The organism is Micromonospora inositola (assembly GCF_900090285.1).
In the GTDB taxonomy this organism is placed as follows: Bacteria; Actinomycetota; Actinomycetes; order Mycobacteriales; family Micromonosporaceae; genus Micromonospora; species Micromonospora inositola.
On record NZ_LT607754.1, the window covers coordinates 2,102,354 to 2,114,838 of the forward strand.

Sequence of the window (12,485 nt, forward strand, 5' to 3'; positions counted from 1 at the left end):
TGAGGGCATCCGCCGGTGGTGTCATTGATAACTGGAAAAATGTCAACGGCCATGGAGACGTCACGTGTCCCCACGCGTCAGATTCGCCGCCGTCTTGGACATGCGGCGGGAGACGATGCTATTCGTGTCGAGTCTGCTGCATGCCGAGCGTCAGCGGCGCCGGACACGGCGGGGCCGGCGAGCACTGGACTGCTTCACGCAGGCGTCCTGCTCAGGGTGCAGCCGCCCGCCGACGGTGGGGTCGGCGGGCGGGCGGCGGTGACGTGTCAGGCGGTGGGGCGCAGATCGGCGAGGAGCTGCTCCACCCGGGTGCGGATCGCGTCGCGGATCGGGCGGACGGACTCGACGCCCTTGCCGGCGGGGTCTTCGAGCTTCCAGTCCTCGTAGCGCTTGCCCGGGAAGACGGGGCAGGCGTCGCCGCAACCCATGGTCACGATGACGTCCGAGGACTCGGCGGTCTCGTATTCGAGGAGCTTGGGGGTCTGGTCGGTGATGTCGATGCCGACTTCCCGCATGGCCTGCACGGCGGCGGGGTTGACCGTCTCGGCGGGTGCGGAGCCGGCGGAGCGGACCTCGACGGCGTCGCCGGCGAGGTGGCGCAGCCAGCCGGCGGCCATCTGGGAGCGGCCGGCGTTGTGCACGCAGACGAACAGGACGCTGGGCTTGTCGGACATCAGGAGCCTTTCTGGCAGTGCGGGTCGCAGGGCCGGTTCACCGGCGCCTCGGTGTGGGGTGTGGGCAGGGACCGGTCGGGGTCGCTGTTGTGGTCGAGCAGCCGGTAGCGGCCAGCGGGACGCGGCGGATTGAGCAGGGCGCGGTACGACGTGTCCGCTCCACCGTGCGCCGGGTCGGTGTTCATGCGCGGTGGTCGATCGGGTCGCGCTCGTCGGTGGGCACGACGACCTGGTCGGCGGCCTGCCCGGCGTCGGGGTAGAGCGCAGCCAGGAGTCCGATGCCCACGGCGAGGCCGACGAGTTGCGCGATGACGAAGCCGGGCACGGACGCGGGGGCGATGCCGGCGAAGGTGTCGGTGAACGCCCGGCCGATCGTGACCGCCGGGTTGGCGAACGAGGTCGACGAGGTGAACCAGTAGGCGGCGCCAATGTAGGCGCCGACCGCGGCGGGGGCGACCGGGGTGCGGCCGGAGCGCGCCAGGGCGAAGATCAGCAGGATCAGGCCGGTGGTGGCGATGACCTCGCCGAGCCAGAGGTGCCCGGCTGCGCGGTCCTTGCCGGAGAAGTCGACGGCGACCAGGTCGAACATCAGGTTGGCCAGGATCGACCCGCCGATCGCGCCGGCGATCTGGGCGGCGACGTAGCCGCCGAGGTCGCGGCCGGTCAGGCCGGTGGCGGCGCGGCGGCCGAGGAACCAGTCGGCTGCGGAGACGACGGGGTTGAAGTGGGCGCCGGAGACCGGGCCGAAGATCAGGATCAGCGCGCCGAGGGCGAGCGCGGTGGCGATCGAGTTCTCGAGCAGCTGGAGCCCGACGTCGTCGGGGGAGAGGGTGGTGGCCATGATGCCGGAGCCGACCACGGCGGTGACCAGCAGGGCGGTGCCGGTGAACTCGGCCAGCAGGCGCCGCCAAAGTGCGATGGTCATCAGTCTGTTCTCTCCCATTGCGGTGACGTCCCGAGCCGCGTGTCGGCCCGGGCATGAGGGCTATCGGGTGGCGGGAACGTGCAGTTCGTCGAGCAGCCGGCGGACGCGGCGTTCGATCTCGTCGCGGATCGGCCGGACGTCGGCGAGGCTCAGGCCGGCGGGGTCGTCGAGGTCCCAGTTCTCATACCGGGTACCGGGGAAGATGGGGCAGGCGTCACCGCAGCCCATGGTGACGACCACGTCGGCGGCGCGGACGACCTCGTCGGTCCAGGGCTTGGGGAACTCCTCGGAGATGTCGATGCCGCGTTCGGCCATCGCCGCGACCGCCGCCGGGTTGACCTCGATCCCGGGTTCGCTACCGCCGGACCAGGCCACCGCCTGCTCGCCGGCGAGGTGGGTGAAGAAGCCCAGCGCCATCTGGGAGCGGCCGGCGTTGTGGGTGCACAGGAACAGAGCGACCGGGCGGCCGTCGCGGTGGTGCCCCTCGACGCGGGCGAGGGCCTGCAGCCGCTGGCGGGCGAACCGCTCGGCGAGCAACGGCAGGTAGTTGGGGACGCCGCCGACGGTGGCGAACTGGTCGTAGCTGGCGTGCAGGAACCGCTCTACCGTCTCGGTGCCGTAGGTGCCGTCGAACTCGGCCGCGAGGCGGGTGGCGGCCGTGCGCAGGGCGAGCTGCTGGTCGACGGAGAGGTCTTCACGCAGGTGCGGGCTGGTGTCAGTCATGACGGTCTCCCGAATTGATGACGGGGGCGAGCCGGTCGACGCGGGCGGCGAGGTCGGTGAAGGCGGCCTCGAACGCGGCGTCGGTGTCGACGCGGACCGGGTCGGGCACCGACCAGTGCAGCCGGGGCCGGACCGGGCCGGTGAGTTCCTCGTGGGCGTTGTCGCAGACCGCGATCACCAGGTCCCCGTCGTGCGCGACCTGGTTGATGTGGGCGGTGCCGGTGGGGTCGAGGTTGAGTCCGTGGCGGTGGGCCACGGCGACGGCGCGGGGGTGAACCCGGGATGCGGGCTTCGTGCCCGCGGAGGCGGCCGGCGTGCCAGCCCGGCTCACCCACAGCGCGGCGGCGAGCTGGGACCGGGCGGAGTTGCGGGTGCACACGAACACCACCCGGCCGACGTCGGTCAGCGGGGGCGGAGTCAGGGTGGCCAGCGCTTCGGGCCGCAGGCGGAGGTAGGTGCGGCGGCGGTCGCCCTCGGACCGGCCGCGGACGACCAGGCCGGCCTCGGTGAGGACCTTGACGTGGTGGGCGACCAGGTTGGTGGGCATGCCCAGGTCATGGGCGATCTCGCCGGGGGAGGCGTCGCCGAGGGTGAGCGCGTCCACGATCGCCAGGCGCGCCGGGTCGCCGAGCGCGGCGTGGATCCGGGCGCGCCCTTGCAGGGAAGCAAGCTCAGTAGTCATTGACTCAACTATCGCTGAGCAAATGTGCAGCTGTCAAGCGGGAGTGAGTCGGTGATCGTTGTGGTGCGGATCGGCGAGCCGGTCGGCGGATGGGCCGCCAGCAGACGGGTGCGTCTCCTGAACCTGGATGCCTGGTTCTTGCGTGGCAACTCGCCCCCGAGGGGGTTGTCCATCGGTCGGGGAGGTGAAGCCGCTGTGCTGGCTCGCCGGTGAAGGTGCGGTCAGCAGCAGGTCATCAGGTACGACTGCAGCTCGGCCAGCGCCGCGAGGGTGCCGTCGCGGTCGGCCCGGTAGTACACGGTCTTGCCGTCGCGGCGCGACGTCACCACGCGCCCTCGGCGCAGCAGGGCCAGCTGCTGTGAGGCGGTGGCCTGGCTGATCCCCGTGCGCTCGGCCACCTCCCCGACTGACAGCTCGGCGCCCTGCGCGAACAGCATCATGATCCGCTGTCGCGTCGGGCTGCCCAGCGCCTTGAGGAACTCCTGCGTGTCCCGTTCGGCCCGGCGCCGGGCACCTCGGCTCTGCGCGTTTACCTGGGGCTGGAGTTCCAGCGGTCGTTCTCGTCGAACACCCTGCGCGGCGTCGGCCGCGACGCCACCCACGTCATCGCCGCGCTGGCCGAGCGCGTGCCCGGCGCAGGGCGCCAGCTGCGGCTTACGCAGCGGCTGCCGGTTCGACGGTGAGCAGTGCGGCGAGCTGGCGCAGGATGGCCGGCCGGGCCCGGTAGTACACCCAGGTGCCCCGGCGCTCGGCGTCGACGAGGCCTGCCTCGCGCAGCGTCTTCAGGTGATGCGAGATGGTCGGCCCGGTCAGGTCGAACGCGGGGGTCAGGTCACAGACGCATGCCTCCCCACCCTCGGCGGAAGCGATCATCGACATCAACTGCAGCCGCACCGGATCGCCGAGCGCCTTGAACGCGGGCGCGAGGACGACGGCGGTCTCGGCCGGCACCCGGCGCTGCGCCAGCGGCGGGCAGCACGGCGTGTCGGCGGTGAGGTCGATGACGGGAAGCGACGCCGGTTGCTTTGACATGCCTCTAGGTTGACATCTGTCTAAGCAACGTGCAACTCTCTGATTCGACGGACGTCAAGACAGACGCCGTGGGAAGGGGATCGTCATGTTCGGCAAGTCTCGCCGGTCAGCGGCCGCCCGGGTGGGAGTGCGGTTCTGCGACTCCTGTGCCGAGGTGTCCACCTCGGCGCAGCGGGTGGAGCGTCGCTATGACCGCGCCCGCACCAGCGCGTACACCCTGATCGGCCCTCGGTAACCCTGATCGGAAGGACGTGGTGATGAGCGAGAACACCCAGACCACCCCCGCGACGACGGGCGGCTTCTCCGGGGACCCGGCCGATGCCCTGGCCGTGACCGGCTCCGGTTCCTGCTGCGGAAGCCCGGCGCAGGCGGTCGGATCGATCCTCCCGCCCGCCGGCGAGGCGGCGACCGCCGGACCGTGCTGCGGCACCCAGCAGGCCGCCCAAGCGGCGGGCTCCTGCTGCGGTACTGAGGCGAAGATCGAGGCTGTGAACGCGGGTCAGGGGTGCTGCGGATGACCCCGGTATCGGGATCGGCCGCCCGGATGGCGGCGATCCTCGCGACGGTGTCGGCCGGGCGGATGGCCGCCACTGTCACCGCCCTCGCCTCGGATGAGTTCGCCGGCCGGCGGGTCGGTACGGACGGCGGGGCCGCCGCCCGTGCCTGGCTCGCCGGCCACGTCGTCGCGCTCGGCGCGACGGTCGAGACCGACGACTTCCCGGTCCGTGCCGTGCCCGACGTGTACGCGGCGCCGACGGTCGTGTGGGGCGGGGGAGCGACCTCGACACTCCTGGCCTTCGGCCGGGAGGTCGCGGTCCACTCGGCCTCCGCCGACGCCGTCGAGGTCAGGCGCGGCCCGTTGGGCGTGGCCGGCAGCGGCGATCCGACGGGCCGGTGGCTGGTGGTGCCCACGGGGATGAGTCTGTTCGACGCCTACGGTGACGCCCAGGGCGCCGCCGGCTTGCTGGTGAGCCGGGCCGTCGACGCCGAAGGCTGGCAGTACACGACCCTCGCCGGCCCGGACCCGGGACCGCTGCCGATCCTGACCCTCGACGCGGCCACCCACCGCGCCGTCCTGGCCGCTGCCGTGACCGGTGCGGCCTGGCTGAGCGGAAACACCCCGCTGCGCCGTCGCGACGTCACCGGCGCCAACATCCACGCCACCTTCCGCGCGGCGCCGCCTGGTGGGGTGGACCTGCTGCTGACCGCCCACTACGACGGCGTCGGCGACCACCCCGGCCTGCGCCAGCCCGGCGCGGCGGACAACGCCAGCGGCGTCGCGGTGGTCCTGGAAGCCGCCCGGATCCTGTCCGCCGCACTGCCCGCGTGGGTGGGGCTTTCTGTCGCGCTGCTCGACGCCGAGGAGGTCGGCGCCCGCGGCTCCGCCCACCACAGCCAGCGGCTGCGTGCCAGCGACGCTCACCCGCTGGTCATCAACGTCGACGGCGCCGGCCTGCTCGACCAGGCCGCCGCGGTCGAGGCTGGCGGGCCGGCCCACGGGCTGCTCGCCCTGCTCGACCAGGCCGGCCGGCACACCGGCGTCCCCCTCGCCGCCGGACCGGTCGCCTCCGACAACCGCCGCTACGGAGCCGCCGGCCTCGCGGCGGTGGGCATCGGTGCCGGCATGGGCGGGTACCACAGCCCGGCCGACACCCCGGACCGCGTCGATCCGGACACCCTCGAGGCGATCGCCCGCCTGGTTGTCGCCACCGTCTGCCTCGCCGCGGTCACACCCGCTAGACTTTCATCGTCGATCGGCGATAAACGATAGAGGGAGACACGTGGTGGACGAGCTGCTCGACCGGGCGACCGCGCAGACATACGCGTCGTGGTTCCGCGCCCTGGCCGACCCGACCCGGGTGCAGATCGTCGAGTACCTCGCCCGCCACTCCCGACCGATGAGCGTCGGGGAGATCGTCGCCGCCGTCGGCCTGGCGCAGTCCACCGTCTCTCAACATCTGAAGATCCTTACCGAGGTGCGGTTCGTCCTCGTCGAGCCGGTCGGGACCGCCCGGCACTACCGGATCAATGACGCCTGCGTCGGCTGCTTCCCCTCCGCCGCCGACGTCGTCATGGGCCGACCCGCCCCCAACCCGAACGGAGCCTGCTGATGGCCGACCTCACCGTCCGCCCCATGACGGCCGACGACGCCGAGCGGGTCCTGGCGATCTACCAGGCCGGCCTCGACGGCGGCCACGCCAGCTTCGAGACCACCGCGCCGACCTGGGCGACGTTCGACGCCGGCAAGCTACCGGAACATCGCTTAGTGGCCGTCGACGGCGACGACACCATGCTCGGCTGGATCGCGGTCTCGCCGACCTCGACGCGGGCGGTCTACGCCGGGGTGGTCGAGCACTCCGTCTACGTCGACCCCACCGCCCAGAGCCGTGGGGTGGCCCGGCTGTTACTGGAGGCATTGATCGCCTCGACTGAGGCCGCCGGGATCTGGACCATCCAGTCCGGCGTCTTCCCGGAGAACACCGCCAGCCTCGCCCTGCACGAGCGGGTTGGGTTCCGGGTCGTCGGCGTCCGTGAGCGGGTTGGCCGCCATCACGGCCGGTGGCGCGATGTCGTCCTCCTCGAACGACGCAGCCCCGCCGTCATCTGACCAACCAGTGGCCCACCAGTCGGGATCGCCGTCCACCCACTTGATTCGACAGTTTTCGACACAGAGGAGTTGTCTGATGAGCACCCTGAACGAGCTGCCCGTCGTGGTGATCGGCGCCGGCCCGGTGGGCCTGGCCGCCGCCGCGCACCTGCACGAGCGCGGCATCCCCTTCATCGTCCTCGAGGCCGGCGACACCGCCGGCGCGGCAGTGCGGAAGTGGGGGCACGTGCGGGTGTTCTCCCCGTGGCGGTACAACACCGACCCGGCCGCCCGCCGGATCCTGGACGAGGCCGGCTGGGTCGCCCCCGACCTGGAGGCCCTGCCCACCGGCGCGGAGCTGGTCGGCGACTACCTCCAGCCTCTCGCCGAGCTGCCGCAGCTCAAGCCGCACCTGCGCTACGGCGCCCGGGTCGAGGCGATCAGCCGGCTCGGCCTGGACCGCCTACGCACCGCCGGCCGTGACACCACGCCGTTCCTGATCCGCCTCGCCGACAGCGACGAGGTGCTCGCCCGGGCCGTCATCGACGCTTCCGGCACCTGGGGCACCCCGAACGTCCTCGGCGCGTCCGGCCTGCCCGCCCGGGGCGAGCCCGACGTGGCGGCGTACCTGGAGCACGCGCTGCCCGACGTGCTCGGCGCGGACCGGGACCGGTTCGCCGGCCGGCACACCCTGGTCGTCGGCGCCGGCCACTCCGCCGCCAACACCCTGCTCTCCCTGGCGGAACTGGCAGCCGACGAGCCGGGCACCGAGGTGACCTGGGCGATCCGGACCACCTCACCGGCGCGCACCTACGGCGGCGGCGACGCCGACGCCCTCCCGGCGCGCGGCGCGCTCGGCTCCCGGCTGCGCGAGCACGTCGACGCCGGCCGGATCCGGCTGCTCACCGGCCTCTCCGTGCACGCTCTCACCCCCACCGACGGTCGCGTCGCGGTGGTCGTGCGGCACGCCGACGGCAGCGAAGAGTCCGTCACCGTGGACCGGATCGTCGCCGCCACCGGCTTCCGCCCCGACCACTCCATCGCCGCCGAGCTGCGCCTAGACCTCGACCCGGTCATGGGCGCCACCCGCGCCCTCGCGCCGCTGATCGACCCCAACGAGCACTCCTGCGGCACCGTGCCCCCGCACGGCGTGGACGAGCTCGCCCACCCGGAAGTCGGCTACTACGCGGTCGGCATGAAGAGCTACGGCCGGGCGCCGACATTCCTCATGGCCACCGGCTACGAGCAGGTCCGCTCCGTCGCCGCCGCCCTCGCCGGCGACTGGGACGCCGCCCGCGACGTCCAGCTCGAACTGCCCGAAACCGGGGTCTGCAACAGCAACCCCGCCGACTCCGCCACCAGCGACAGCTGCTGCGTGCTGGCCCCGACCGCCGAGCCGGCAGCGCGCGGGCTCGCCACCGGCATCTCCGGTGGCCTGCTGTCCGCGCCGCTGAGCCTCATCACTCTCGACGCCGCCCCCGCGGGCGGCCAGACCGGCGGCTGCTGCGGCAGCTGATGCCCACCACCACGACGGTGCCCGCCGACCCCACGGTCGGCGGGCACCCCACCACTCGCGGCCGACGGGTCGTCGCCGCGCTCGTCACTTCTGGTCCCACTGGTCAGGGCCAGACTTCGAGTGAACCGGCTCACATCCGTTTCAGCGTTCGGATGCCCAGCAGGTGCAGGCCCTGCCGGAGCACCCGCGCGGTCAGGTCGCAGAGCACCAGCCGGCTCTCCCGCACCGGCTCGTCGGCCCGCAGCACCGGGCAGCGCTCGTAGAACGCGCTGAACGCGGCGGCCACCCGGTGCAGGTGGGCCGTCAGGTGGTGGAACTCCAGGTTCCGCTCCACCTGGGCGACCACCGCCCCGAAGCCGACCAGCTCGAAGGCGAGCGCCCGCTCCGCCGGCTCGGCCAGCGAGATGCCCGCGTCCGGCCGGGCCGTCCCGCCGGCCCGTCGGAAGATCGACCGGATCCGCGAGCACGCGTACTGCAGGTACGGCGCCGTGTTGCCGTCCAGCGAGAGCATCCGCTCCCAGTCCAGCACGTAGTCCCGCTGCCGGTCGCTGGAGAGATCGGCGTACTTGATCGCGCCGATGCCGACGGCCCGGCCCACCTCGGCCGCCTCCGCCTCGCCCAGCTCCGGGTTCCGGCTTCGGGCCAGCTCGGTCGCCCGGGCCACCGCCTCCTCCAGCAGGCCGACCAGCTTCACCGACTCGCCGGCCCGGCTGCGCAGCATCCGTCCGTCCGATCCCAGGATCGAGCCGAACCCGACGTGCTCCGCCCGGGCCGGCGGGGCGAGCCAGCCGGCCTGCTCCGCCACCGCGCACACCATCTCGAAGTGCCGCCGCTGCGGCAGGCCCACCAGGTAGAGCAGCCGGGTCGCGCCCAGCTCGCCGGTGCGGTGCCGGATCGCCGCGAGGTCGGTGGCCGGGTAGCCGTACCCGCCGTCGGACTTGCGCACGATCAGTGGCAGCGGCTCGCCGTCCCGGCCGACCGAGCCGGGCGGGAAGACGCAGGCGGCGCCGTCGCTCTCCCGGAGCAGCCCGAGCCGGTCCAGCTCCGCCACCACCGGGTCGAGCAGGTCGTTGTAGCTGCTCTCGCCGTGGAAGTCCCGGTCGGTCAGGGTCACGTCGAGCAGGTCGTAGACGGTCAGGAAGTAGCGTTCGGACTGCTCGACGAGGAGCCGCCACAGCCGCAGCGTCCCCTCGTCGCCGCCCTGCAACGCCACCACCCGCAGCCGGGACCGCTCCCGGAACGCCTCGTCGGCGTCGAACTTCGCCCGGGCCGCCTTGTAGAACGAGTCCAGGTCGCCCATCGACAGCTCGTGCGTCGACTCGGCCTCGCCCAGGTCGACCAGGTGCTCGATCAGCATGCCGAACGGGGTGCCCCAGTCGCCCAGGTGGTTGGCCCGGACCACCCGGTGCCCGAGCCACTCCAGCAGCCGGGCCGCCGCGTCGCCGATCACCGTCGAGCGCAGGTGCCCGACGTGCATCTCCTTCGCCACGTTCGGCGACGAGTAGTCGACCACCACCGTCTCCGGGGCCGGGCTGGCCGGGACGCCGAGCCGCGGGTCGGTGGCCAGCGCGGAGACCAGCCCGCCGAGGGTCCGCTCGGCGACGGTCAGGTTGATGAAGCCAGGTCCGGAGACCTCCGCCGCCGAGCAGAGGTCCGCCAGCTCCGCGCGCGCCAGGACCTCCGTGGCGATCGCCCGCGGCGGCCGGCCGAGCCGCCGGGCCAGCGCCAGCGCCGCGTCGGACTGGAAGTCCGCGCGCTGGGAGCGCCGCACGACCGGGTCCACCGGTACGCCGGCCACCGCCGAGAACGCCGGCGCCAGCCGGTCGGTCAGCAACTTCTCCAGGTCCATGGGTACGCCGATCTCGCTCGGATCCGCCTCACGCGGATCTCCGGACGGGGGATGCGGGCGGACCGAGGACGATCGGCGAAGACCGGCGGCTCAATCCGCCGGTCGCAGGAAGGATGTGCTCAGCGCAGGCGGTCGAAGGATCGCCGGCGTCGCGCCGCACCGACCGAAACGTCGCAGGACGTCGGCGCGAGGGTGCGGGAGTTGGTCACCGGAGCAGCCTAACCGGCCGGCCCGGGTACGGCGCAAGGCCTTTCCCCGGACCGGCTGTCCGCGTACCCGGAAGGTCAGGCCGGCATGGCGGCGGCCTTGCGGTACCGCTCGGCCCGGCGCCGCATCTGGGTGTACGCGCTGGTCAGGCCCATCGCCCGGCGGACCTCGACCAGGGTCTGGCGCACCTGCGCCCGGGTCCGCTCGGTGCCCTCGAAGATCAGCTGATCGACGAGGCCGCGGTCGGCCTCGAACCGGGACCGGCGCTCCCGGATCGGGTCGAGGAACCGGTTGAGCGCGACCGCCAGCTCCTCCTTGACCTCGACGTCACCGACGCGACCGGCCCGGTAGCGCGCCTTGAGCTCGGCCACCCGGGCCCGGTCCGGGTTGAACACGTCGTGGTACGCGAAGACCGGGTTCCCCTCCACCGTCCCGGGCACGTCGGCGCGGACCCGGTTCGGGTCGGTGTACATCCCCAGCACCTTGCGGCGGACCGTGGCCGGGTCGTCGGAGAGCGCGATGGCGTTCCCCTTGCTCTTGCTCATCTTGCCCTGGCCATCGGTGCCGACCAGGGTGGGCGTGTCGGAGGAGACCAGCTCCGGCACCGGGAAGACTTCGCCGTAGAGGTGGTTGAACCGGCGGGCGATCTCCCGGGTCACCTCGACATGCGCCGCGTTGTCCCTACCCACGGGGACGACCTGCCCCTTCACGCAGAGGATGTCGGCGGCCTGGAGGACGGGGTAACCGAGCAGCCCGTACGGCATCTCCTCCTTGCCGGCGTCCCGGGCCATCTCCTTCAGCGACGGGACCCGCTCCAGCCGGGGCACGGTGACCAGGTTCTGGAAGAGCGTGTTCAGGTCGCCGACCTCCGGGATCGCCGACTGGAGGTAGAAGGTGGCCCGGGCCGGGTCGACACCGGCGGCGAGGATGTCAGTGACCATCTCGCGGGCGTTGTGGGAGACCTGCTCGATGTTCTCGCGGGTGTTCCTCGTGGTGAGCATGTGCAGGTCGGCGATGATGAAGAAGCTCTCGTACCGCTGGTGCAACTGCACCCGGTTGGCGATGCTGCCGACGTAGTGGCCGAGGTGCAGCCGCCCGGTCGGGCGGTCGCCGGTGAGCATCCGTGCTACGGACATGGTGGTACGCCTTTCGTGCCGAGGAAACGGTGGAGGGACGCGCGGGCGCGGGAAGGCACCCGGAGTGTGCCCGGATCAGTGGAGTCGGCTCGTCAGAGCGCGAACCGCCATCGCCCGCCGGCGCGGAACCGCAGCCCACCGGCACGGAGTACGTCGAGGATCTGCTCCCGACCGTCGTCGACGCGGAGCGGGAGAGCCGGAGCGGCACCCGCCGGGAGACCGTCGACGGTCTCCGGGGCGCTGGCGCTCGGCCGGACCATGGCTACACGGTAGCCGGCCGAGTGCCCGGTCGGGAGCCCGGTCAAGCCGTGGCGGTGGCTCTACCGGCCATCGCGCACATCGCCCGGATGGGTGGAATGGCGCGTCGGCACATTCGGCATCGACCCGCGCCGGCCGCCCGGTTCGGCCGTCGCCGTGGGCCCCTGACCTGCCCCGCTGGCATACTGACCAGCCATGGTGCTGTCGCGTGGCTGGTCGCTCTTCCTGATCGGGGTCGGGGTCTGGACCTGGGTGATCTGGCCGAGGTTCGCGGTCGCCATCTGGAACGACCCGCGCTCCTGGTCCACCGGCACGGTCGGCGAGGGCGCCACCACCGGTTTCCTCTGGGTGCACGCGCTGCTGATCGCCGCGTCGCTGGCCGTCGGCACCACCGTCGGGGTGCTCGGTGTCCGGGGTTGGCGGGCCGCCCGTCGCCGCGCCGACCGCCCATCAGCCTGACCAGTCGTTCCCAGCTCCTCCCTGCAGGGACCGACTTCGGCGGAGCGATCGGTTTCCGCGCCGGCGGGCCCTTCGGCCGATGAAAAATCGGAAACGGCGCGGCCGACGAGCTGTGACCAGGGAAGATAGCCTCGGGGTGATGATGTGACGCGGGACGCCACCCACGGATTTGACGATCAAACCCGCAGACGCGTAACTTTCTCTCTGCCAGCGCGGAACGGGGCAAAACAGGGCGAAAGTCCTCAAGCTCCGAACCGGACTGGCGCCGGGTCAGACAGGGGTTCTTCCCTCGATGACACGGTCCGGGCGGGGCTCGGCGGATCGGCCGCGAGGCGGATTTGGCGGAGCGGAAGCGACCGGGTAAGGTTGTCGACCGGCAGGGAAGCGGGCGAGCTCGCGGGAGACCGCAGCGGCCGTCCTGCCAAATCCGATGGTCA

At 72.6% G+C, this 12,485-nt stretch carries 17 protein-coding genes; 7 read left to right on the forward strand and 10 right to left on the reverse strand.

Going from position 1 to position 12,485, the window contains the following annotated elements; genetic code table 11:
* Positions 1–266: 266 nt before the first annotated feature.
* The 7 genes from GA0070613_RS10040 to GA0070613_RS10070 all read right to left on the reverse strand — a co-directional run bounded on the left by GA0070613_RS10040 (position 267) and on the right by GA0070613_RS10070 (position 4,036).
* The gene (locus GA0070613_RS10040) at positions 267–674 is read right to left on the reverse strand and encodes an arsenate reductase ArsC (RefSeq protein ID WP_089012042.1); all 408 of its coding nucleotides are present in this window, start codon (positions 672–674) and stop codon (positions 267–269) included.
* Positions 674–859, reverse strand: coding sequence for a hypothetical protein (locus tag GA0070613_RS10045; RefSeq protein ID WP_089012043.1), 186 nt, complete (start codon positions 857–859; stop codon positions 674–676). Before GA0070613_RS10045 ends, GA0070613_RS10040 begins: the two co-directional genes overlap by 1 nt.
* A complete protein-coding gene (locus GA0070613_RS10050; protein WP_089012044.1) occupies positions 856–1,599 on the reverse strand; it encodes an aquaporin in 744 nt (247 codons plus the stop codon). The genes GA0070613_RS10045 and GA0070613_RS10050 overlap by 4 nt, the downstream gene beginning before the upstream one ends.
* A 60-nt stretch (positions 1,600–1,659) precedes the next feature.
* Positions 1,660–2,322 carry an arsenate reductase ArsC gene (locus GA0070613_RS33345; RefSeq protein WP_089012045.1) on the reverse strand — a complete coding sequence of 221 codons (663 nt, stop codon included), beginning with the start codon at positions 2,320–2,322 and terminating at the stop codon, positions 1,660–1,662.
* Positions 2,315–3,004: an arsenate reductase/protein-tyrosine-phosphatase family protein gene (locus GA0070613_RS10060; protein WP_089012046.1), complete on the reverse strand. Its 690-nt coding sequence runs from the start codon at positions 3,002–3,004 to the stop codon at positions 2,315–2,317. The genes GA0070613_RS33345 and GA0070613_RS10060 overlap by 8 nt, the downstream gene beginning before the upstream one ends.
* A gap of 221 nt (positions 3,005–3,225) precedes the next feature.
* Positions 3,226–3,606: an ArsR/SmtB family transcription factor gene (locus GA0070613_RS33350; protein ID WP_231929735.1), complete on the reverse strand. Its 381-nt coding sequence runs from the start codon at positions 3,604–3,606 to the stop codon at positions 3,226–3,228.
* A gap of 52 nt (positions 3,607–3,658) precedes the next feature.
* Complete coding sequence (locus tag GA0070613_RS10070) at positions 3,659–4,036, reverse strand: ArsR/SmtB family transcription factor (protein WP_089012047.1); 378 nt, start codon at positions 4,034–4,036, stop codon at positions 3,659–3,661.
* 85 nt (positions 4,037–4,121) lie between these two features.
* Between GA0070613_RS10070 and GA0070613_RS31965 the strand changes: the two genes are divergently transcribed.
* The 6 genes from GA0070613_RS31965 (at position 4,122) to GA0070613_RS10095 (ending at position 8,139) form a co-directional block, all read left to right on the forward strand.
* The gene (locus tag GA0070613_RS31965) at positions 4,122–4,271 is read left to right on the forward strand and encodes a hypothetical protein (protein ID WP_157746316.1); all 150 of its coding nucleotides are present in this window, start codon (positions 4,122–4,124) and stop codon (positions 4,269–4,271) included.
* 22 nt (positions 4,272–4,293) lie between these two features.
* Positions 4,294–4,554: a hypothetical protein gene (locus GA0070613_RS10075; protein ID WP_089012048.1), complete on the forward strand. Its 261-nt coding sequence runs from the start codon at positions 4,294–4,296 to the stop codon at positions 4,552–4,554.
* Positions 4,551–5,807: a M28 family metallopeptidase gene (locus tag GA0070613_RS10080; protein WP_231929736.1), complete on the forward strand. Its 1,257-nt coding sequence runs from the start codon at positions 4,551–4,553 to the stop codon at positions 5,805–5,807. Before GA0070613_RS10075 ends, GA0070613_RS10080 begins: the two co-directional genes overlap by 4 nt.
* A gap of 13 nt (positions 5,808–5,820) precedes the next feature.
* Positions 5,821–6,147 (forward strand): ArsR/SmtB family transcription factor, encoded by a 327-nt coding sequence (locus GA0070613_RS10085; RefSeq protein ID WP_089015867.1) that lies wholly within the window; start codon positions 5,821–5,823, stop codon positions 6,145–6,147.
* Positions 6,147–6,644, forward strand: coding sequence for a GNAT family N-acetyltransferase (locus GA0070613_RS10090; RefSeq protein ID WP_089012049.1), 498 nt, complete (start codon positions 6,147–6,149; stop codon positions 6,642–6,644). Before GA0070613_RS10085 ends, GA0070613_RS10090 begins: the two co-directional genes overlap by 1 nt.
* A 76-nt stretch (positions 6,645–6,720) precedes the next feature.
* Positions 6,721–8,139: an FAD-dependent oxidoreductase gene (locus GA0070613_RS10095; RefSeq protein WP_089012050.1), complete on the forward strand. Its 1,419-nt coding sequence runs from the start codon at positions 6,721–6,723 to the stop codon at positions 8,137–8,139.
* A gap of 130 nt (positions 8,140–8,269) precedes the next feature.
* Here GA0070613_RS10095 and argS read toward each other — a convergent pair whose 3' ends face one another.
* From argS to GA0070613_RS32715, 3 genes are all read right to left on the reverse strand, one after another.
* Entirely contained in the window at positions 8,270–9,988 is a 1,719-nt protein-coding gene (argS, locus tag GA0070613_RS10100; RefSeq protein WP_089012051.1) for an arginine--tRNA ligase, read from the reverse strand.
* Between the two features lie 284 nt (positions 9,989–10,272).
* On the reverse strand, positions 10,273–11,331 hold the full coding sequence (trpS, locus tag GA0070613_RS10105) for a tryptophan--tRNA ligase (protein ID WP_089012052.1): 1,059 nt from the start codon (positions 11,329–11,331) through the stop codon (positions 10,273–10,275).
* Between the two features lie 92 nt (positions 11,332–11,423).
* Positions 11,424–11,591, reverse strand: a complete 168-nt coding sequence (locus tag GA0070613_RS32715; protein ID WP_172875781.1) for a hypothetical protein — start codon at positions 11,589–11,591, stop codon at positions 11,424–11,426.
* Positions 11,592–11,784: 193 nt separating this feature from the next.
* Between GA0070613_RS32715 and GA0070613_RS10115 the strand changes: the two genes are divergently transcribed.
* Positions 11,785–12,048 (forward strand): SCO4848 family membrane protein, encoded by a 264-nt coding sequence (locus GA0070613_RS10115; RefSeq protein WP_089012054.1) that lies wholly within the window; start codon positions 11,785–11,787, stop codon positions 12,046–12,048.
* Positions 12,049–12,485 lie beyond the last annotated feature (437 nt).

Coding starts and splice junctions, on each gene's coding strand:
- GA0070613_RS10040 (WP_089012042.1), bottom strand. CDS start 674: ATGTCCGACAAGCCCAGCGTCCTGTTCGTCTGCGTGCACAACGCCGGC.
- GA0070613_RS10045 (WP_089012043.1), bottom strand. CDS start 859: ATGAACACCGACCCGGCGCACGGTGGAGCGGACACGTCGTACCGCGCC.
- GA0070613_RS10050 (WP_089012044.1), bottom strand. CDS start 1,599: ATGACCATCGCACTTTGGCGGCGCCTGCTGGCCGAGTTCACCGGCACC.
- GA0070613_RS33345 (WP_089012045.1), bottom strand. CDS start 2,322: ATGACTGACACCAGCCCGCACCTGCGTGAAGACCTCTCCGTCGACCAG.
- GA0070613_RS10060 (WP_089012046.1), bottom strand. CDS start 3,004: ATGACTACTGAGCTTGCTTCCCTGCAAGGGCGCGCCCGGATCCACGCC.
- GA0070613_RS10070 (WP_089012047.1), bottom strand. CDS start 4,036: ATGTCAAAGCAACCGGCGTCGCTTCCCGTCATCGACCTCACCGCCGAC.
- GA0070613_RS31965 (WP_157746316.1), top strand. CDS start 4,122: ATGTTCGGCAAGTCTCGCCGGTCAGCGGCCGCCCGGGTGGGAGTGCGG.
- GA0070613_RS10075 (WP_089012048.1), top strand. CDS start 4,294: ATGAGCGAGAACACCCAGACCACCCCCGCGACGACGGGCGGCTTCTCC.
- GA0070613_RS10080 (WP_231929736.1), top strand. CDS start 4,551: ATGACCCCGGTATCGGGATCGGCCGCCCGGATGGCGGCGATCCTCGCG.
- GA0070613_RS10090 (WP_089012049.1), top strand. CDS start 6,147: ATGGCCGACCTCACCGTCCGCCCCATGACGGCCGACGACGCCGAGCGG.
- GA0070613_RS10095 (WP_089012050.1), top strand. CDS start 6,721: ATGAGCACCCTGAACGAGCTGCCCGTCGTGGTGATCGGCGCCGGCCCG.
- argS (WP_089012051.1), bottom strand. CDS start 9,988: ATGGACCTGGAGAAGTTGCTGACCGACCGGCTGGCGCCGGCGTTCTCG.
- trpS (WP_089012052.1), bottom strand. CDS start 11,331: ATGTCCGTAGCACGGATGCTCACCGGCGACCGCCCGACCGGGCGGCTG.
- GA0070613_RS32715 (WP_172875781.1), bottom strand. CDS start 11,591: ATGGTCCGGCCGAGCGCCAGCGCCCCGGAGACCGTCGACGGTCTCCCG.
- GA0070613_RS10115 (WP_089012054.1), top strand. CDS start 11,785: ATGGTGCTGTCGCGTGGCTGGTCGCTCTTCCTGATCGGGGTCGGGGTC.